The 20,145-nt window shown below is 49.0% G+C and carries 16 protein-coding genes; 6 read left to right on the forward strand and 10 right to left on the reverse strand.

Annotation, left to right across the window (positions count from 1 at the left end):
- The first annotated feature begins 13 nt into the window (after positions 1–13).
- Positions 14–2,878 (forward strand): SLBB domain-containing protein, encoded by a 2,865-nt coding sequence (locus KDK13_RS11140; RefSeq protein WP_257285044.1) that lies wholly within the window; start codon positions 14–16, stop codon positions 2,876–2,878.
- On the forward strand, positions 2,863–3,582 hold the full coding sequence (locus KDK13_RS11145; protein ID WP_257285045.1) for a CpsD/CapB family tyrosine-protein kinase: 720 nt from the start codon (positions 2,863–2,865) through the stop codon (positions 3,580–3,582). Before KDK13_RS11140 ends, KDK13_RS11145 begins: the two co-directional genes overlap by 16 nt.
- A 28-nt stretch (positions 3,583–3,610) precedes the next feature.
- Here KDK13_RS11145 and KDK13_RS11150 read toward each other — a convergent pair whose 3' ends face one another.
- The 6 genes from KDK13_RS11150 to KDK13_RS11175 form a co-directional block, all read right to left on the reverse strand.
- The gene (locus KDK13_RS11150; protein ID WP_257285046.1) at positions 3,611–4,279 is read right to left on the reverse strand and encodes a vancomycin high temperature exclusion protein; all 669 of its coding nucleotides are present in this window, start codon (positions 4,277–4,279) and stop codon (positions 3,611–3,613) included.
- A 91-nt stretch (positions 4,280–4,370) separates the two neighbouring features.
- On the reverse strand, positions 4,371–5,549 hold the full coding sequence (locus KDK13_RS11155; protein WP_257285047.1) for a hypothetical protein: 1,179 nt from the start codon (positions 5,547–5,549) through the stop codon (positions 4,371–4,373).
- Between the two features lie 70 nt (positions 5,550–5,619).
- Entirely contained in the window at positions 5,620–6,717 is a 1,098-nt protein-coding gene (trmA, locus tag KDK13_RS11160; protein ID WP_257285048.1) for a tRNA (uridine(54)-C5)-methyltransferase TrmA, read from the reverse strand.
- 93 nt (positions 6,718–6,810) lie between these two features.
- Positions 6,811–8,118 (reverse strand): NCS2 family permease, encoded by a 1,308-nt coding sequence (locus KDK13_RS11165; protein ID WP_257285049.1) that lies wholly within the window; start codon positions 8,116–8,118, stop codon positions 6,811–6,813.
- A 548-nt stretch (positions 8,119–8,666) separates the two neighbouring features.
- Positions 8,667–9,635, reverse strand: coding sequence for a GIY-YIG nuclease family protein (locus KDK13_RS11170; RefSeq protein ID WP_257285050.1), 969 nt, complete (start codon positions 9,633–9,635; stop codon positions 8,667–8,669).
- Positions 9,636–9,817: 182 nt separating this feature from the next.
- On the reverse strand, positions 9,818–11,236 hold the full coding sequence (locus tag KDK13_RS11175) for an SDR family NAD(P)-dependent oxidoreductase (protein ID WP_257285051.1): 1,419 nt from the start codon (positions 11,234–11,236) through the stop codon (positions 9,818–9,820).
- Between the two features lie 237 nt (positions 11,237–11,473).
- Between KDK13_RS11175 and KDK13_RS11180 the strand changes: the two genes are divergently transcribed.
- From KDK13_RS11180 to KDK13_RS11195, 4 genes are read left to right on the forward strand one after another with little or no spacing between them, the layout of a single operon-like run.
- The gene (locus KDK13_RS11180; RefSeq protein ID WP_257285052.1) at positions 11,474–12,487 is read left to right on the forward strand and encodes a polysaccharide deacetylase family protein; all 1,014 of its coding nucleotides are present in this window, start codon (positions 11,474–11,476) and stop codon (positions 12,485–12,487) included.
- Positions 12,488–12,507: 20 nt separating this feature from the next.
- Positions 12,508–14,337, forward strand: coding sequence for an HAD family hydrolase (locus KDK13_RS11185; protein WP_257285053.1), 1,830 nt, complete (start codon positions 12,508–12,510; stop codon positions 14,335–14,337).
- A gap of 20 nt (positions 14,338–14,357) precedes the next feature.
- Positions 14,358–14,627, forward strand: coding sequence for an acyl carrier protein (locus KDK13_RS11190; RefSeq protein WP_257285054.1), 270 nt, complete (start codon positions 14,358–14,360; stop codon positions 14,625–14,627).
- 31 nt (positions 14,628–14,658) lie between these two features.
- Positions 14,659–15,585 (forward strand): hypothetical protein, encoded by a 927-nt coding sequence (locus KDK13_RS11195; protein ID WP_257285055.1) that lies wholly within the window; start codon positions 14,659–14,661, stop codon positions 15,583–15,585.
- Positions 15,586–15,603: 18 nt separating this feature from the next.
- On the opposite strand, the gene rimI is transcribed toward KDK13_RS11195, so the two are convergent.
- The 4 genes from rimI to hemH form a co-directional block, all read right to left on the reverse strand.
- The gene (gene rimI / locus KDK13_RS11200; protein WP_257285056.1) at positions 15,604–16,062 is read right to left on the reverse strand and encodes a ribosomal protein S18-alanine N-acetyltransferase; all 459 of its coding nucleotides are present in this window, start codon (positions 16,060–16,062) and stop codon (positions 15,604–15,606) included.
- A 44-nt stretch (positions 16,063–16,106) separates the two neighbouring features.
- Positions 16,107–17,039 (reverse strand): hypothetical protein, encoded by a 933-nt coding sequence (locus tag KDK13_RS11205; protein WP_257285057.1) that lies wholly within the window; start codon positions 17,037–17,039, stop codon positions 16,107–16,109.
- A 78-nt stretch (positions 17,040–17,117) separates the two neighbouring features.
- Positions 17,118–18,683, reverse strand: coding sequence for a 2-isopropylmalate synthase (locus KDK13_RS11210; protein ID WP_257285058.1), 1,566 nt, complete (start codon positions 18,681–18,683; stop codon positions 17,118–17,120).
- A 439-nt stretch (positions 18,684–19,122) separates the two neighbouring features.
- Entirely contained in the window at positions 19,123–20,145 is a 1,023-nt protein-coding gene (gene hemH, locus KDK13_RS11215) for a ferrochelatase (protein ID WP_257285059.1), read from the reverse strand.

The raw sequence follows: 20,145 nt of genomic DNA on the forward strand, positions 1-20,145 counted from the left end.
ATGGGGCAGGTTGTTGCAAATTCTGCTAATTCTCTCATTACTTGCAATGACTTCTGGCGGAGTATCTGCAAATGCACTCATCGAAAAAGGTGGAGGCTTCTTCATAAAGCTGAGTGATGGTGGTGGGACTCTTCCTCTTCTGCAAGTTGATGAGGCGATGGCAATCACTTTTCCTGATGGCGTTGTGCTCAATGTTATGGGGATGGATGAAGAGGCTGCACTTGCTGAAATATCCAGGATAACTAACGAATCATACGAATCATTCAATGTAGAGGGCATTAACTATATTGCCCCTGAGCGTCTGATCAACATTGCCATCCTCGGTGATATCCAGAGTCCCGGAAAGTACCCTTTTCCTGTTGACTCATTTTTAACGAGTCTTAATTCATACCATGCGTTTTATGATGACACTGACCTCGACGCAGATTTTACCCTCATCAGGAATAGCCAGCATTTTACAGTGACAGCTGGACAATCAGCCCAATGGAAGCTGGAAGCTGATGATGCTGTGCTGATTTCGCTACGGAAAAAAGCCTCTGGAAAAACAGTTGCTCTGCAGGATCAGGGGGGCAGTGATAAGGAAATTTCACATCAACCTGATTTAGAAAATAATCAAAGCGCTGACTTGGAAGACAACGCTTCACTTATAGCAGTAAACGGACAAGAGACTGATCCAGGGGCTACTGAACCAGAGGCTGCTGATCCAGAATTGTCTGATCCGGAGCTGACTGTCCCAGAGGTAGCCGCTCCAGAGCTGGCAGCCCCGGAAGTAGCCGACGCATCAGACATTGAGGTTGATATGTCATCAGTCTGGACCAGGGATCCTGAGCATTATCAGTTGCAGTCCGGGGATATTCTGGTCATTGGGCTGCCCGGAGAAGAGGGATTCAATACGAACTTTCTTATTGGTAGAGATGGCACTATTCACCTTCCTGAAATAGGGCAGTTGAAAGTATCCGGCCTTACATTAAGGGCCGCAGATAAAGCCGTTTATACGGCGCTTTCCGAAGTTTTTCTTGGCCTTGATAAACTGACCATCCATTTGAAGGAAAAACGGTTATTGATCAATGTACTGGGCTTTGTCAAAGAACCTGGCGAAGTAGAGCTGCCCAGTACCGGCAACATTCAGATGGCAATTACCGAGGCAGGAGGCTTCGTTGATGGTGCCCAGCTGGATAAGCTGCAGCTGAGAAGAGATGGTAAAAAGATAATTTTTAACTTTAAACGCTACCTGGATACGGGGGATCCCACTGTTCTTCCGGAGATCAAGTCTCTGGATGAAATCTTTGTGCCTACCTCACCTGGCCTGAGCAGCGTTCACGGAGAGCCAAGGGTCGTGGATGATAAAGCGGTTGATTCTGTTTCTGACAGAACCGTTATCAAGGTCTTTGGTGAAGTGATCAAGCCCGTTAGCTTCCCTTTCGAGGAAGGCATTAATGTGGTGGATGCTCTTTTGAAAGCCGGGGGTGTTACACGGTATGCCAATGTTGAGCAGATTCGGGTGCTTTCCGGTGTAGAGCCCAAGATGTTTAACCTGAAGCAGTTTCTTGAAACCGGTAAAGATGAAGATCTGCCAATATTGGATCCGGGGTCAACCATCTTTGTTGCCCAAATGGTTGATTCTGTTTCTGGTGGGGCGCGTAAAGTTTATGTGATGGGGCAAGTTCAGAAGCCAGGTGCATTCGAAACATCTGAAGGCGTTGGTTTCCTGGATGTTATTGCCAATTCAGGGGGGCCTACCCAGTATGCCGATATTCGATCGGTCAGGGTTCTTAAAAGTAATGGTACTGTTGTTCCTTTTAACTTTCAGGCGTTTACTGAAGGTCGAATTACGGGTTTTCCTTCCATTGACTCAGGAGATGCGGTGTTTTTCCCTGAAAAAGGTCCCGAGAGTGATCAGTCCTGGATCAAGCTTAAAACCTCAGGCTCACTGAAAATTCTGGGGGCTGTCAAAAAACCGGGGCGTTATGAGTGGGCTCCATCAGTAGATTTTATGGATTATCTCAGTAACGCAGGAGGCCCTACGAATAATGCAGACCTTGCCCATGTGAAAATTATCAAGCCAGGTTCCAATGACGAGCGGAATGTCATTGAGTTCAATTTGCAGGAGTTTATAGAAATTGGTGGGGCGTGGTCAGATATGCCGGAACTGACCGGTGGTACAACGATAGTTATTCCTGAGCTGCCTGAAAACCCGACATCCAATAAATCAACCTGGCTCAAATTGCCAAAAGAAAATGCCATTTATCTGCTGGGGGCTGTTTCCAGACCCGGGCGATTTGCATTTAATGAGGAAATGGGTTTTCTGGATTTACTCTCTGCAGCCGAAGGGCCATCTGCAGAAGCTGACCTGTCCCAGATACGGATAATTCATCGAAATGAGGGAGCCCCCAAGGTCAGTAAACTGGACCTGGTGCGATACTTTCGAACGGGTGATGATACTTTGATTCCAAAAGTGAAGCCCGGCGACACTATCTTTATTCCATCCAGCGAAAGGAGGTGGGTTGAGAAAGACCCACAGGATACGGTCCGGATTATGGGAGCCGTTTATGTAGCTGGCCGCTATGACTTTACCAATAATATGACCATTCTGGACTTACTGGCAGAGGCTCAGGGGCCAAAAGAGACGGCTTATATTGAGAAGATACTCATTGTCAATAGCTCCTGTTGTGAAAACCGGTCGACAACCTTTGATCTGGTGGATTTTATGAAAGATCCGGATGCTTCACGACTGCCGGTGTTGAGGGCTGGTGATACGGTTTTTGTGCCAGAGCTATCTCAGTCGTACTGGAATGTGATCATGGCTCGGGTTGCTGATGCGGCCACTATTTTGACGGTCATTCAATTCCTCTGGAATTTGGGATGGATTACGCCATGATCAAGTTACCCATTAACTATCTGGAAATTGAAGAGATATATGGCAACAGCATTGGCAAGGGGCTTCGCACTGTTGCCATTACTTCTGCCAACCCGGAAGAAGGTTGCAGTACCCTGGCCTATGCCTTAAGCCAGCGCAGCGAAGTTGATGGCAAGCGCACGTTGCTGGTGGAAGTGAATATGCTGCACCCTGAACTGGGTGATATTTCCGGGCATATCCATACGGACTGGTCGCCCAATCCCCAGTCTGCTGATGGATGTACTATGCATTCGGATGAGGTGAACCTGGATATACTGCCCGCCCCTTGTGATACGGATGTGCTTAGATTTCGCAGTGCCACCAATATGGGCAAGCTGATGGCGCATTGGCTGGAAAACTATGACGCTGTGGTTTTTGATACGTCCCCGGTCAATGCCAGGAATCGCAATAATATTCCAGCCGAGACCATTTGTTCCATGGTTGATGGAACAATAATGATCGTAATGGCAGGAGTGACCCGACAGACACAATTCAAATCGGCACTGGACAGACTAACCCAACATGATGTGTCATTGGTCGGTGTTGTGTTTAATGATTATCGAAATCCCCGACTGGCCGATGAAATTTGTCGGGAAACCCGTCGGCTTGATAACTGGTTCCCTAATACCATGGAGAAAATCAGGAAACACGTAAAAAAATCCCCATTCTTTAATATTGACCTTTAAGCTGGATGTCAGGTCAGGTCAGGTCAGGTCAGGTCGGTGGCGTAACACCAATCTCAATGGTTGGCCCAAGAAATTTCGGGCCTGTCTTGAGAAAATGCACTTCCAGCACAGCCAGTACCCTGGCCAGCATCTCCCTGGCTTTATTGCTGATATCAATGTCATAGCCCTCGCCGGCATTATAGGCAATGGCATCAATATCATGATTCATGGCGATGTAAAGCGCCCGCTTATTGTGTGGGGCCTGGGAAATAATAGTAAAGCTGTCCAGATCAAAAACATGATGTGCCCTCAGGACAGAATCAAGCGTTCTGAACCCCGCATAATCCCGGTATATTCGTTCTGCAGGGATTCCTTTGTTGAGCAGGTCGCGTCTTATAGTGCTTGGTTCATCGTAAAAACGGGTGCTGTTATCGCCGCTGATGAGAATGTAATCAATCTTGCCTGCTTTGTAGAGCTGGAAAGCTGCCTCCAGCCGGAGTCGGTAGTGGTCATTGAATCCACCCAGGCGAGAGTATTTACTGGTACCGAGCAACACACCTACCTGATTATAGGGAAGCTGGCTCAGGTTAGAGTACAGGACGTCATTGGTGGCTCTTGCCACCATGAAATTGCAAAGCACAGTCAATGCCAGCAAGGCAACGGTAGAGAGAATGGACAGCCTGACAAAAATCAGTAAATGGGGTATTCGGATACCCATCGTAAACCTTCAACGCGAGTCACATCATCCACTGAGTAGATCATATTGTGTCATTTCTATAAAGCCAATGACGCAAAAAAACTCACCATTTTTAATCAGACTGTCGTTTTAACTCATCAATGATCAGCTTTGCTATGGTCCTGCTGGGAGCATCCGGTATGCCCAGATTTTCGGCAGCCGTCGGTGGTTTGTAGCCCATGATGTGAGCGTTAATCATGATGGCCAGAGGTTCTGGATTGGATGCGCGAATGGCAAGCTGTTCGGTCAGCATCAGGTTCTGATAGTTTTCATCAGCAACGTAGATGACCGGTTTGCCTCGGTAAATGGCCTGCTGGGCTACGGATGATTTATGGACAATAACCGCAGAAGCAATCGTGCTCAGCGTTGCGGTGGAGTATGTGCCGTGGTGTAGCAGATGGACATTTCCGTCCGATTGAGCCTCAATGATCCTGTGCTCAAGGCCGCCATCAAACTTGGGGTGGTATGTAACCAGAAAAAGAACGTCTGGCAGCATTCTTGTTGCTGCAATAAAGGTTTGAAAAGCTGGGGGATAGCTGCTGCTGTAGTCACCGGCAAAAAGGACTACAGGCTGTTCCGGGTGTATATTGAGGGTGTCGCGTAATAAGAAAGTATCGGTATCTTTATAGACTCTGTCCCAGTCTTCCAGCGTGGGTTGTCCCGTAACAGTGACTTCTGCCCCCAGGGAGGCTGCGATGCCCTTAAAGCTGAGGGCTGTTGTTTTGCTGGGGACATGGAATTCGTCTATGTATCTCAGCTCTTCTAAAAAAGGCTGTACATAACTAATGGAATCAACCGACTCAAAATTATCATAAAAGGCAATGACTTTTGCGCCCCTTCTATCCCAGATGTTGGCAATCTGGGCCTGTGCCCGGCTTGCCATACCGGTATAGACAATTTTGGTCGAGATGCTGTCAGCGAGGTTATAAACCAGCTTCTGATTCAACAGATGGTCGCGATTTTCATACAGCGCATCGTTGTGGGTCAATCGATCCACTGGAATCAGGGCCGGGTCATCTTTGAAAACTTCAGCAGCACGACCCATCGCCAGAATCCGGTAGGGGATATTTGAGTGTTTAAGCTTTTCCTGAATACGCAGGAAAGCGTTGCTTTCACCCTGGTCGTAGGCCACGAACAGAACCGCCGTTTTTATATAGTCTGCATCGGAGCTGTAAGAAGCCGGTGCAAAGAAAAGCCAGAAAATAGAGAAAATGATGGTTGCTGGCAGATATTTCAGTTTATCGTTTTTCACGTGTGGCCACCCCGGAGAACTTCCCTGATAAGAATCAAGGTAGGAGTCCTGCCGGGGCGTGTAAATGTGACTATTTGCGAATCAGATGAACGCCCATTTCAGCGTGATGAGTGTATGGAAACTGGTCAAAAAGGGCGATTTTTTCGATGCTATGGGTCTGGCAAATGGTTGACAGGTTTTTCCTGAGCGTTTCAGGATTGCAGGAAATGTACAGGATATTGTCGAAATTCTGCACCAGCTTTTCTGTTCCCTCATCAAGACCTGCCCGGGGTGGATCCACCAGAATGGTTGAGAAATCATAGCTGTCCAGATCGATCTCGCTCAGGCGGCGAAATGCCCGTTCCCTGTTCATGGCCTGGGTAAACTCCTCACTGGATAGACGGGCGATTTCTACGTTCTCTACATCGTTCAGCCTAAAGTTTTCCCGGGCTGAATGTACTGAAGTTTTGGCAATTTCAGTGGCCAGTACCCTGGTAAAATGTCTGGCCAGCACACAGGTGAAATTACCATTCCCGCAATAGAGTTCTAAAAGATCACTGCTACTGCCGGACGTAATCGCTTGTGCGGCACCACTGGCCCAGGCAAGCATATGCTCATTAACGCTGGCATTAGGCTGGGTAAAGCTGTTTTCTACCTGGGTGTAATGGAATGGTTTGCCCTTCACGGTCAATGTTTCAGTGACATAGTCCTGGTCCAGCACCAGTTTCTGCTTACGGGCGCGTCCAATAATGCCGATGCCAAACTGTTCCTGAAGTGCGGTTGCTTCCTGTTTCCACTGATCATCCAGCTGCCGGTGGTAGATCAGTGACACCAGGGCTTCCTCAGTCTGGGTGGTGAGAAACTCAACCTGAAAAAGCCGTTTCTTCATATGGCTGCTGGCAATGATAGCCTCCATCAAAGGCATCATTAACCGGTTAATGGTTTCGGAGCCACTGGGAAAGGAGGTGACTTCAAAGGGCTGCCTGGTGTGTGGATCGAACATCCGGTAGTAGCAACGATCTCCCTCATGCCAGACATGAAACTCTGCCCTCATTCGATAATGGTCAGCTCTGGAGCGGAAAAGCTCCAATTCAGGAATATCAAACTCGGCAAACTCGTTGCGAATGCAGCTGGCTTTCTCTGCCAGTTGCGCTTCATACCTTTCGGGCTGGACTGTTGGTAGGGACATGGCACTAGTGATCAAATAAAAACGGCCCATATTATGGGCCGTAATCGCATGGGCGTGAAGCGTGGTTTATGACTGGATGCTTAATCCTGATGTCTACATGGCGATCTTGGCAAGACACAGTGCGCCAACAATATAGGAAGCAATTGATACCTGGCGATAGTTGCCGCTTAATAGTTTCAGAATGATGTAAGAGAGCATGCCGATAATAATGCCCTCAGCAATGCTGTAAGTCAGGGGCATAAACAGAAGGGTCAGGAAGGCCGGAATAGACTCACTGAAGTCATCAAGGTCAATCTCCTGGATGGGAGACATCATGAACAGGCCAACCAATACCAGGGCTGGAGTGGTCGCTGCGCCGGGTACCATCAGGAACAGAGGGGAAAGGAACAGGGCAACCAGGAACAGGCCTGCCACCACCAGGGCCGTCAGGCCAGAGCGGCCGCCTGCAGATACACCAGTGGCACTTTCCACGAAAGTGGTTACGGTGCTGGTACCAAGGCATGCGCCTGCTGTAGTGGCCACTGCATCAGCAAACAATGCCTGCTTACAGTTAGGTACTTCGCCTTTGTCGTTCAGCATGTTGGCCTTGGTCGATACGCCCACCAGGGTGCCTACGGTGTCAAACATGTCGACGAACAGGAAGGTAAACAGGACGATGGCCATGTCCATGGTAAACACTTGATCCCACTGGAACTGGAATAAGATCGGTGAAATATCGGGAGGCGTCAGGCCGTTGCTGAAGTCCGGCATGGAAGTGACGCCCAGAGGGAAGCCGATCAGGGTGGTGGCTACAATACCAATCAGCAGGGCGCCGCGGACATTTTTAACCAGCAGGATGCCGGTAACCAGAATACCGATCAGGGCCAGCAGCGGCTTTGGGTCAGTAAATGAGCCCACCGTTACCAGTGTCGCAGGGTTTGCTTCGACAATACCGGCATTCTGAAGGCCGATAAAGGCGATAAATAAGCCGATACCGCAGGAAACGGCTTTTTTCAGGCTGAGTGGAACACTGTTAACAATAGCCTCTCGAATATTGAAAGCGGTCAGAATCAGGAAGATGATACCTTCGAGAAAAACTGCAGTCAGAGCCATTTGCCAGGAGTAACCCATGCCAAGCACGACACCATAGGCAAAAAAAGCATTCAGCCCCATTCCCGGAGCCAGGGCAAAAGGCAGCTTTGCCCATACCGCCATTACCAGGGTGCCGATAATCGCGGAGATGGTGGTGGCTGTAAATACAGCACCAAAATCCATGCCGGCATCTTTAAGAATCAGAGGGTTGACCACAAGAATATAGGCCATGGTCATGAATGTGGTGAAGCCTGCAATCACCTCGGTTTTGACAGTCGTGCCATGAGCTTTCAGGTCAAAATAATTCTCTAGAAAATCCCTGCCGGACATAAGTTACCTTCAGTGTTTACATCAGCATTGTGTTCTTTCAATCAGAAGAGGCATTCTAAATATTTGCCTGTTCGGACGGTCGCAAAAGTATTGAAGTTTATATTTCTTGAAAATAGTTATTAATACGTATTTATTCTTTTGAGAAATGCTTGATATGAATTGATTAATTGGTTGATAAGTGACCAGTTTGTTGCTGTGATCAGGTTTCTGTTCAGTGGCGGGTTCGGTGCAGGTGTTAACCGGGTTGTCGATAGATTTTGTGGTTAACTGGCTCCTGGGGCTATTTAGAGGGAACAAGGCCTGGCATTGAGTCCTGGATATTTTTCCGGATCTGCTGCATTTTCAAGGCGATTTGATCACTGTGATGGCCGATCAGGGTCATTCTCTGTTCAAATCCCTGCAGAGTCTGACAGGCTTTTTGCAGCTTCCGGGGAAGTACTTGCTGTTGGTGTTCAGGTGAGAGAGCTTCGGGCTTGTCCATAGCCCAAGTATAGATGGATGTAAGATACGCTGGCCGGCACATTCAGGGGAAATACCGGCCTGATGGATCAGGCAACTGCAGCCATGCTCTGGCTATTCATGCCTATGGCTCTTGTGTTGAGTTCTGCCAGCAATTGTTCAATTTGCTGGCGATCGGACGCCTGGTTATCCGACGTCTTCTGGGCCCTGGCTTTTCGGTGTCGCTCAATGGCTTCGCGGATGCGTTTTTCCCTTGGATCAAGCTCAATGAAAGTCTCTGGTTCAGCGATTTTCGCTGGCTCAGGCTGCTCAATAGCTTCTATCTCAACAGATACGGGAGCAGCTGGCTTCCTGTTGAGAAGTTCAACCGCATTGCTGTCTCCTGACAGGACAGCGTTGGCTGCTGCCTGAATGGCTTCAAGCTGGGCCGAAATGTCGTCACTGAGGCAGATGTTGTTCATTTGAACAACGGCATTCACCTGAGAGCCGTTTTCCGGTTTTGCTGCCAGCTTTTCTTTTTGGGCTTCAGCTGCGTTTTCCTGCGTAGTGGAAGCGTCCAGCTTAATTTCCGGTGATCTGGTGCGTTCAATAGAAACAGGCGTCAGTGGTTGTGCAGGGCCGGGCTGTTGTGGTGCTGCGGTTTTCTCTTCAGTCTGCTTTTTCGGCTCTGGAGAGATCTCATCAAAGTCATCCACGTCTCCATCGAGCTCGTCAAAGATGCTGGCAAGCTCTTTTTCCAGATTGGACTTGCGGGTTCGTGTTTTCTTTTTTGGCTGAATCTTTACGGTGCTGGTTTTATAGCCCCGGAGACTGCGAGCGTTCAGCGTTTCAATGGCTTCCTGTTCAAGCGTGTTAAGCTCATTGCGGTCTTCTACGAAATCCCACTCTTCAACGGCAAAGCCGTCTCTGCCGTGCACCCGAATCTCCTGATATAGCGGGTAGTCAAGACTCAGCTCGGCTGCAGCCACCATTTTTTCCCATTGGTCAACCAGGTCATTGCGGGTTGACCCAACATAGACTTGAGCGGTGGTTTTGTTGGTGACGGTGAAGATAATCAACGCTTAAGACCTTGCTATAACTGTAACAGGGGCGCGATTATACCTGTCAATTTCTCAGTGTGCAGGGGGGGATGCTCGTATTTTTCTGCTTTTTCTACCAGTATCGGTTTTGGTTCAGGAAATGGTCAGATTTGAAAAAACGCTGTCTCATTGGTTTGCTGATCCTTATCTTGATCCTTATCTTAAAGGGAGTGATGCGCTCGAAGCGCATTCAACATAACTGGAACAGGATCCAGTTGATCTTTTTTCATAAGGCTTGCTGTCTGGTCCGTTGTCATTTTTGGCAGCCTTGGCGTAGAGATTCGCAAGCTCTTTTTATTCTTTGACAAAAAGCGGCATACCGTTTCCCCGGCAGCTTTGGCTACCGAATACTCAGCCAGATCTAATGGCATATCATCAATCATTACGGTGGAAGGATAAAAAATGTGAGTCAGTCCCTTCGATAGCAGCGGGGTTACGGTCTCAACAAAACCCTTTACATAGTAATCAGAAAAACATTGATATTGTTCAACAGAAAACTGCCCGGGTGAAGCTGCGATGAAGGGTGTGGCGAAATAATAGAAATGGCTGGGTTGGAGATCCTTATGATTCTCAAACATAGCTTCCCAGTGCGGGGATAGGACGTTGAAATGGAAAGTACTTGCGCTGCCGCCATTGCTACGAATCTCGTTAACCAGTTGCTCTGCTTCATCGCTGCCACGGTAAAAACTGATGAATACATCGGCTCCACCGGCAGCCAGTAATTTTGCAGCAATTTCCCCTAACCCCCGTGAACCGCCTACGATGATGGCTGTCTGGCCGACAAATTCGTCCTGTTTTACCATACCTTTGATCTGTTCGCTGGAAGCCTGAACGACAGGAGAAGGGCGTAAAAATGCCCTGATATTGCCGATGAATCCGGGCGCTGTCAGGTCAATAGAGGCCATTGAAAAACGCTCATCATACTCTGCAGTCTGGTAAGTAAATTCGGTTGTATCGTTATCTTTATCAGAGGCATAAAGAGAGAAAAATGAGTAGAGGGAATTCAACCCGGGGCAATGCCCGCCCACCAATCGGGTGCTGGCAAGCATGGCAGCCGTACAGACCGGATCAAGATAAGCGGCAACATTTGGCAATAGTTCCGACAACAGGTCATCGTCGTAAAACAGTTCCAGTTGGCCTCGCGCCTGTGCCACCTCTGCAGCAGTGAGCTCTTTGGGCGAGGCTTCAGGCGCAGATCCGGGCAAACATTTTTTTTGCTGGTGATCCTTATCTTCCTGGGAAATACCTTTGCACTGCAGCTTAACTTTTGACAGTTGGTTGGTCTGGGAGCTGATTTCGATCAACTGCAGGCCAGATTTTTCACTGAATTTAACCTGCACATCCTCACTCAGGATAACCGGTTTTTTGAAATCGGCCTCCAGGGAAAGGATCGTAACGGGCTTCGGATTGGCGCCAAGAAAGCAGTCAAGAACCCAGAGCAGTGTATGAATGCCATGCACCAGAGGTTCACCAAACATATACCTTCTTGAGGCGACTTCATCAATATGAAGGGGATTATAATCACCGGACAATTTTGCAAATGCCAGTTGATCACTCAGGGTAAACAGGCGTGTTTTCATGAAATGATTCCAGGGATCATCAGGCAAACTTATCTAAGTGCCCAATCAAAAAGTACAGGTTAATCAGTACCGGCCAATTAATTGTTCTGCCGTGCATTATCCTTGGCCTATATCATCGCCTTGTTACATCGATTCTTTAAAAACAGGTCGGTTAAGTTTCTTTCAATTTTGGCGATCAGTACACGTATGTTTTTTGAATCGATGGCCCTTAAAGTACAGGGTGGCAGGGAGTGGTTTATGTCGGGGTGGAAAAACAGTTTCTATAAATTGCTGGTTAAATCCGGTTTGACCCATCTCAGCGCTTACCTTAACCGTCATAAGCTGGTAATCCTCTGCCTGCATTCCCTTTCGCTGAAAGACGAACACTTATTTTGGCCGGGCGTCTTTATTTCACGGGACAGGCTGATCCCTATTCTGGAGTTTTTGAAACACTCACGATACAACGTCATAAGCCTTGAAGAGGCGCAGCGACATTTGCAGGGAGAAGTGACTCATGAATATCCAGTGGTCATCACCATTGATGATGGCTGGTGGGCAAGTGTCGCTGAGTTACTGCCAGTTCTTGAGGACTACGAATTCCCTTCAACTACCTACGTAACTACCTATTACTGTGATCATCAAATAGCGGTGGTCAATGTACTGTTGCAATACTGGCTCTGGAAAAAGCCGGTGGATACCATCAGCCTGTCTTTTAATGGCAAGGATTATCAGTTTGCTGGCAGTAGTAACAGCGAACTGGTCAAGAAGATCGAGTCCTCTATCCGTGAATTTGATGACCAGGAAAAAATGGCGTTTCTGGCAGAAATTGCTGACTTTCTGGGACAGGATAAAGCCGATCTTACCGACCGGCGTTTCCACAACGCCAGCTACGATGAGCTGGCCCGGGTTGTGCAAAATCCACTGCACTCAATCCAGTTACACACCCATACCCACCGACTTCCGGAAGATGCAGCAGGTATTCAGCGTGAAATAGGGATTAACCGGGAAAAACTGACGGCATCGCTTAAGCCACCCTATGGCGTGGATCATCTTTGCTACCCCAGTGGTATCTGGCAGCCAGGACATATTCCCGATCTGGAGGCGCTGGGGGTGCGCACTGCGACAACTCTGGATGAGGGGCTTAACCACCGTGGCGAGCATTTGCTGAAGCTGAAAAGGAACCTGGTGATGGATAACCGCAGTCTTGACCAGCTTAAAGTAACCATGTCCGGCATTATGGATATGGCCCGGGGACTAAAACAAAAATTATGATCCGCACACAGGAAGGCAGCATGGACGGCAATATGGATAACAACATGGATAACAACACAAACCAGCGCCTGTCGTATCCACTGGACTATCCATTTATCCAGCGTCACCAGAAGAAATTGCGCCGGGAACTTAAGGCCAGGTTGTCCCAGCCAGCACTGCGGGTAGCGGTGCTTGGTGGTTCCACCACGCAGGAGGTCAGCAACTATATCGAGCTGTTTCTTTTGCAGGCTGGCGTTAATGTTGAAATTTTTGAGTCGGATTACAACCGGTTCTACGAAAGTGCTTTATTTGACGATGGAGCGCTAAAAGCGTTTGATCCCCAGATTATTTATCTGCACACCAGCAGCGTAAATGTTACCGGGTGGCCAGCCGTTGACAGTACTCAAACGTCCATTGATGCCTTTATCGGGCAGTTGGTGCACCGTTTTCAAAGTGTCTGGACTGCTCTGACAGAGAAATTTAATGCCTCGATTATTCAAAATAACTTTGAGCTTCCTGGCACCCGGCCATTGGGTAACCAGGACGCTATACAGGCAGCAGGTCGCAGTTATATCACCCGGCAGATCAATCAGCGATTTGCCGAACATGCACAAAATACGTCGGGGTTTATCCTTCATGACCTGAATTACTTGTCCGCCAGGTTTGGCCTTGACCGTTGGTACGATCCGGCCCAATGGTACGCCTATAAATTTGCCATGAGCAGAGAGGCTTTTATTGAGGTAGGCTACAGTGTTGCCGCCCAGATCAAGGCTGCCGTTGGTCTGGTCAAAAAAGTGGTTATCTGTGATCTGGACAACACCCTGTGGGGTGGAGTTATCGGTGATGACGGTCTTGATGGTATACAGGTCGGTGCGGGCAATGCGACAGCGGAAGGGTTCAGTGATCTGCAGACTTACCTGAAGGCGCTCAGGGAGCGTGGCATACTGCTGGCGGTCTGCAGTAAGAATGAGCGACAAAATGCGGAGGATGGTTTTACCCATCCGGACAGTGTGTTGAAACTTGATGATTTCAGTGCCTTCCAGGCCAACTGGAATCACAAGCCCGGGAATATTGAGCAAATCGCCAGGGACCTGAACCTTGGCCTGGGTGCGATGGTGTTTCTGGATGACAACCCGGCTGAACGTGCGATAGTGGCGCAAAACCTGCCCGCCCTAGCGGTACCCGATATTGGTGATGACAGCACCCGCTATATCCACTTCCTGGACAGGAGCGGGCTGTTTGAGCAGCCGTCATTGAGCCAGGACGATTTACAGCGAGCCAGTATGTATGCCCAGAACCAGCAGCGTACCGAACTGAAGAACGCCAGCCAGAACTATGGTGATTACCTGCAATCGTTGCAAATGACCGCAACCATTGAACCGGTCAATTCAATGGCATTGCCAAGGGCTGCCCAGCTGATCAACAAAACCAATCAGTTCAATCTCACCGGTTTGCGCTTTACCGAACAGGAAGTGGCCGGTTTTATGGACTCTCCCGATTATCTCACGCTTTATGGCCGACTTACCGATCGCTTTGGTGACAATGGCATCGTTTCCGTCATTGTTGGCGAGCGTCAGGGGAGTGAACTGCATATCCGCTGTTGGGTAATGAGTTGTCGTGTGTTCAAGCGGGAGATGGAGGCAGCAATGCTGTCAGGGCTGCTGTCACTGGCTAAAGAAAATGGGATAGACAATGTTATCGGTTACTATGTACCGAGAGAAAAAAATGGCCTGGTAAAAGACTTTTACCAGGAGTCGGGTTTTCAACTTTTGCATTGCTCCGACGATAACAGTAGTCAATGGCAGTACAGTATTGGCAGCGAAATGCCTGAACGTGATATTCCCATCACCATAAATCCGGCGACAGAATAAGATCATAGAAGGAGCTAATTGTGGCTATTCCGGCAACTGTTTTGGCGACTGTTTTGGCAACAACCAGTGAAATCATCCGTGATATCCTGGACGAGGATAGTCTGGAAATAACGGAGCAAACACAACGCAGTGCCCTTGAAAGTTGGGATTCAATGGCCCAGATACAGATCATCTGCGCTATTGAAAAAGACTTCGCGATAAAATTTTCGCTGGATGAACTGGAGCAGTTGAATCAAATGGACAGCGTTGGAGATGTTGTTTCCCTGGTCTCTGTCAAAACATCTGCATAGCACAATCATCAATCAAAAATAACAATCTCATATGACGCTTGTTGAACTCCTTGAATCAATTAAAACAGATCTATATGGGCAATATGCCCAGGCTGCTGATCTTGATCCTGTGGTGCAGGATTATGTGGGATTTGTCCGGCAAGTGATGAAAGGGCGTTCTTATAACGTTTATTCGGCAGACATGACGTTGTGGCTGGAAGAGGTGGAAACCCGTTACGATATTCCTACCCTGAAGTTGTTACGCAAGCTGACGCTTATAGAACTGATGACCATTAGCGTGGAAGTTGTGCTGCAACATGACATGGATAAACACCTTCCAAAATCTGCGATAGAGGCCGTCAATAACTGGTTTCAGGGTTTGTGCCGCCGTATTCAGGAAACTGGCGATCATGAATTTGACAATAATGACCTGTTTCATAAAGACCTGGCCATTGCCGCGTTGAATATGTGGCCCAGCAACTTCATTTGTCATTATGAGCCTCGTCCGCTGCCACGACGGTCTATTTTTTCCTGTGGGATCAGGCAGATAGTTAGTGCCGCGCAAGTTCTGATCAGTCTGGGGAATCGCTCACAGAGTATGTATGAAGTTCATGTGGAAGACCGGCGTCTGACCCCGCACTTTCTGCAGGATGGCTGGAGAGACTTTTATCTGGAACTGTCCGAGAGGATAGAGTCGGAACCCGGGATTGGTGGTATTTTCGGGAAAGCATGGTTCTGGGATGCCAGCATGAAAGAGCATTCACCCCGGATGAGCTATCTGCGAGACCTGCCGGAGGCTGGAGGGGCAGTTTTTTTTCCGACCCGGGGCGTTCTGGGCAGTGATCATATCGCTCTGGACAATCCCCGACGTCGACGGCTATTCGAAGCCGGGCAATATACGCCCACGGAAACCATCATGATCTGGCCCCGGGCGAAGCTTCTGGATTGGGCTTATGGTGAACGAGTGAAAAATCAATGAACGCTGGTTCAGATCAGGTTAACAGTTGATTTCTGTGGCCATGACAATGGCATCTTCCCGATGATTGCCCATGGGGTAGTAGTTCTTTCTGATTCCGATCTCGCTAAAGCCTTCATCAAGATAAAGGTTGAAGGCTCTGATATTGGAGCGACGGACTTCAAGCAGCAGGGTTTCGCAGGCAGACTGTCCTGCTTTGTGGAGCATATGCTGCAATAGCTGCCGACCGATACCTTGCCGTTGAAAAGGCTTATCCACTGTCAGGATGAGAATGCTGGCTTCACCGGCTGCCATCATCATGACGCTGTGTCCCACCACTCGGCAATCAAGCACTGCCAGTTCACAGGTATAGCCTGATTTCAGGCTGTCAGAAAAGTGTGCTTTTCGCCAGGGGTGCTCTGCTGATTGTTGCTCCACGGCGTTGACCTGTTCCAGGTCACTCTCCAGCATGGAGCGAAAAGTGAGTGAGTGTTTTGTCATGTGTGTGTCATGGTTGATGATTTATCTGAATCGGTTGATCTTTATCAGGCGTTATCAGTCATGTTTGTTATTTTAGCGAGTAACGGAATCAGATCCTGCCAAGCTTCCCTTTTGAGTATGGGCTGCTTCATAAGCTCATTCAGGCCATGGGTTACCGCAAACCACTGGCCTGTATGAGTACCCTGCTGGATGCCACGAAGTTGCTCAAAATCTTTCTCTGGATCCATCACAAACCGGGCGGCTGACTGGCCAAATAAAAGAATAACCTTTTTGCGGGATAAGCCGTATTGGTTGCTCAGATAAGCAAAGATGGCGTCAGCAGCAGCGTAGTCATCCTGGCTTAGTTGGCTCAGCAAGCCCCGATTTTCGGTCATTGGCCAGACAAATTCACGAAAGCTCTGTGAGTTTTCAGGGTTGAGCTTGAGTGCCCTGAGGATGTCATCCAATAAACGTTGATGGTAGCGGCTGAACTGGTTGAGTCCGGAGTGTGGCATTTCGGCAACCACAAGGCAGTCATCACTGACTGGTTTTATCACCAGGCGGAATTTGCTGGCAGAGCCTGCCAGTTGTTTGGCAGGCCCTGGCGAAGGTTGAGCTTCCTGTTTGATTTCCTCAACAGGTTTTGAAGGCGTGATAAATTGTCCAAGGATATCTGCAGGCTTTGTCGGCGAGTATCCTGTCTGTGACTGTTCCCTTGCTTTGTGCGGGTTAAACACTGAATGACTTTCAGAGCCAGAAACAGCATTTTCTGGTTCTGCTTCAGCAAGTGTCCGGGCATCTTCTGCAATCCAGTCAAAGGGTCTGGCTGGCAGAGCATTGCTTAGTTGATACCTGGGGAACCAGGTCTGTATGCCCATGGCTCCCAGATAGCATTGCCTGAATTGCTCACGACGGGCAATCTGCTTTTTTGCAGCAGAAGTGTCGACAGCCTGATCACTGTTGGATGGTGAAGGGTGGTCAACGGTTTCGCCGTGCATGCTGGTTCTCAATGGAAGATTAAGACGCCAATAGTATCACTGAAAGATCCTGTTGGCATTTTAATCAAACCAAAATGATCAAACCGTTCGTCCTGTTTGTGGATTGGCTTTGGTTATATCGGTTTCGAGCAGGTTGAGGGCATGGATATAGGCTTTGGCGGAAGCAATGACGATATCGGTGTCGGCCCCGGAACCATTGACTATCTTCCCGCTTTTCTCAAGCCGGACAGAGACTTTACCCTGGGAGTCTGTGCCTGTTGTGATCGCGCTGACGTTATACAGTGCCAGCCTGGCCCGGGAGTTTGCCAGCTTTTCAATGGCTTTGAACAGGGCGTCTACAGGACCATCACCGGGACTGGAAACCGTCCGTTGTTCTCCGTTGATTGCCAGCGTGACTGTTGCTTCTGGTGTTTGGCCAATTCTTGAGCCGGCACTCAGATCGATCAATTTATATGTCTCGACCAGCTCGCTGCTGCTGCGGGCATCACTCACCAGTGCCTGAAGGTCGTCGTCGTAGATTTCCGATTTTTTGTCCGCCAGAACCTTAAAACGCTGGAAGGCATCGTTCAGGTCGTCCTGGCTGCTGAATGATATGCCCAGTTCTTCCATTCGGGTTTTGAAGGCATTGCGGCCTGACAGTTTGCCAAGTACCAGTCGGTTGGTATTCCAGCCGACATCTTCGGCGGACATAATTTCATAGGTTTCCCGGTGCTTAAGTACACCGTCCTGATGGATGCCAGATTCGTGGGCAAAGGCATTGGCACCCACGATGGCCTTGTTGGGTTGGACCGGGAAGCCGGTGATGGAGGAAACCAGTCGTGAGGCCGGTACAATCTGGGAGGTGTTAATACCGGTGGTAACCCCCAGGCAATCCGAACGGGTTTTTATGGCCATGACAATCTCTTCAAGAGAGGCATTGCCGGCTCGTTCCCCTAACCCATTGATGGTGCATTCAACCTGACGTGCCCCATTGACAACAGCAGACAAAGAGTTCGCTACTGCCAGGCCAAGATCGTTGTGGCAGTGTACAGAGAAAATGGCTTTATCAGCGTTTGGAATACGTCCAAGCAGGGTTTTGATGGTTTCTCCAAACTGGTGAGGCAGGGCATAGCCAACGGTATCCGGAATATTGATGGTTCTGGCACCGGCATCAATGGCCGCTTCAATAATGCGGCACAAAAAGTCTATTTCTGAGCGGCCGGCGTCTTCACAGGAAAACTCAACATCATCAATCAGGTTTCTGGCCCGCTTTACGGCAAATACGGCCTGTTTAATCACATCGTCCGGGGTCATGCACAACTTGTGCTGCATGTGGATGGGAGAGGTGGCGATAAATGTATGAATCCGACCTCGTCTGGCTGGTTTCAGGGCCTCGGCAGCCCGGTCAATATCTTTTTCCAGTGCCCTGGAGAGGCTGCACACCGTGCTTTCGGTGATATTGGTGGCAATGGCTTTGACCGCTTCAAAATCACCCGGGCTGGCCATGGCAAAACCGGCTTCAATAACATCGACCCGCAGTTTTTCCAGGGTTCTGGCTATGCGTAACTTTTCATCACGGGTCATGGCTGCGCCGGGGCTTTGCTCTCCATCGCGCAGGGTGGTGTCAAAAATGACAACCTGGCTCCCAACTTGAGTGTTGTTCATGGTGTATCCCTTGCCTTTTCTGTCCGAAAGGGCGACTGATTTTTTATTGATAGCGCTGCGGTGGGCAATCTTGCAGGCGCAACATTCTTTTCGGGCAAGTCCGCTTCATAAGTGGTCTTGCTGTCTGGCCATCAGGGCCGGGTATTGGGGGGGAATATAGTTAAAATGCCCTAAGGCAGTAGTAGGAGTAGCAGGCGAGCGGGAGCAAAGAAGGTTTCAGGCAGTAAAAGAAAGCCCGCTTCGTGAGAAGTCTTCGGGTTACTTTTTATAGGGATGTACTGTCTTTGCCAGTTAATTACGCTATTCATTGCGCCCTTCTCTTGAGGGAGAGTTATTTTTACGTAGATCGGCCAGGTAGTTGTACTATAAGTGCAGACTTTGTCGGACACAAGGCGGATATGGAGCGGTGGGCATGTTTAATGCCCATCCTTATCGGTATTCAATAAGTTAGAGGGTGTTCTGTCCATTGCTGTAACAGCGTTATCCAGGCGGGGTGGTCATTCAGGCAGGGGATAAGCTCCAGTGATTCGCCACCGGCTTTAATAAACTCGTCTTTCGCGCCAATACCGATTTCTTCCAGTGTCTCCAGACAGTCCGAAACAAAGGAGGGGCAAATGACCAGTACCTTTCGAGCGCCCTGGTCGGCCAGTTGCTTTAAAACATCCAGAGTGTTGGGTTCCAGCCACTTGGCTTTTCCCAGTCGGGACTGGAAGCCAACGCTGTATTTATCAATCGGGATACCTGCTTTTTCAACAAAGGCTTCCGTTGTCTGATATACCTGATGGCGATAGCAGGTTTTGTGGGCAATGGAGGTTTTCTGGCAGCAGCTTTTGTCTTTCAGGCAGTGATTGCCTGTGGGATCATCTTTCATAACGTGGCGCTCTGGCACACCATGGTAGCTGAACACCAGATGGTCAAAATCTTTCTCCAGCCAGGGTTTTGCACTTTCTACCAGAGCCTCAATATAGCCATCGTGATCATAGAAAACCGGGTGAACCCGAAGCGGAATAGTGATGTTCATTTCCTGCATCAGGCTTTTGGCGCGCTCAATCACGGTTTTTACCGATGACATGGCGTAGTGTGGGTAGAGTGGAAACAGCAGGATTTCCTCAATGCCCGGTTGCTTTGCCAGATTGCCCAGAGCCTTTGCCATATCTGGTTTGCCATAGCGCATGGCCAGCTCGACAGGGATGGTGGTTTGTTCCCTGAGCTTTTCCGTAAACTTTTCACTGTTGACGATCAGAGGGGAACCCTGCTCTGTCCAGATCGCACGATAAGCTTCAGCAGACCTTGCCGGACGGGAGGGCAGGATAAAAAGGCTGAGGATAAGCCTGCGAATCACCCATGGCAGGTCAATCACATACTTGTCCATCAAAAACTCATTGAGATAGTCTCGAACATCTTCAACAGATGTGCTGTCCGGTGACCCCAGGTTGACCAGCAAAACGCCTCTGTTTTCCAT

The sequence above is a fragment of the Endozoicomonas sp. SESOKO1 genome (assembly GCF_024606265.1).
In the GTDB taxonomy this organism is placed as follows: domain Bacteria; phylum Pseudomonadota; class Gammaproteobacteria; order Pseudomonadales; family Endozoicomonadaceae; genus Endozoicomonas.

Excerpts from the sequence above, each read along its gene's own strand:
- KDK13_RS11175 (WP_257285051.1), bottom strand. The coding sequence starts at position 11,236 with ATGAAAACACGCCTGTTTACCCTGAGTGATCAACTGGCATTTGCAAAA.
- trmA (WP_257285048.1), bottom strand. The coding sequence starts at position 6,717 with ATGTCCCTACCAACAGTCCAGCCCGAAAGGTATGAAGCGCAACTGGCA.
- KDK13_RS11195 (WP_257285055.1), top strand. The coding sequence starts at position 14,659 with ATGACGCTTGTTGAACTCCTTGAATCAATTAAAACAGATCTATATGGG.
- KDK13_RS11145 (WP_257285045.1), top strand. The coding sequence starts at position 2,863 with ATGGATTACGCCATGATCAAGTTACCCATTAACTATCTGGAAATTGAA.
- KDK13_RS11180 (WP_257285052.1), top strand. The coding sequence starts at position 11,474 with ATGTCGGGGTGGAAAAACAGTTTCTATAAATTGCTGGTTAAATCCGGT.
- hemH (WP_257285059.1), bottom strand. The coding sequence starts at position 20,145 with ATGGAAAACAGAGGCGTTTTGCTGGTCAACCTGGGGTCACCGGACAGC.
- KDK13_RS11150 (WP_257285046.1), bottom strand. The coding sequence starts at position 4,279 with ATGGGTATCCGAATACCCCATTTACTGATTTTTGTCAGGCTGTCCATT.
- KDK13_RS11205 (WP_257285057.1), bottom strand. The coding sequence starts at position 17,039 with ATGCACGGCGAAACCGTTGACCACCCTTCACCATCCAACAGTGATCAG.
- rimI (WP_257285056.1), bottom strand. The coding sequence starts at position 16,062 with ATGACAAAACACTCACTCACTTTTCGCTCCATGCTGGAGAGTGACCTG.
- KDK13_RS11210 (WP_257285058.1), bottom strand. The coding sequence starts at position 18,683 with ATGAACAACACTCAAGTTGGGAGCCAGGTTGTCATTTTTGACACCACC.
- KDK13_RS11165 (WP_257285049.1), bottom strand. The coding sequence starts at position 8,118 with ATGTCCGGCAGGGATTTTCTAGAGAATTATTTTGACCTGAAAGCTCAT.
- KDK13_RS11185 (WP_257285053.1), top strand. The coding sequence starts at position 12,508 with ATGGACGGCAATATGGATAACAACATGGATAACAACACAAACCAGCGC.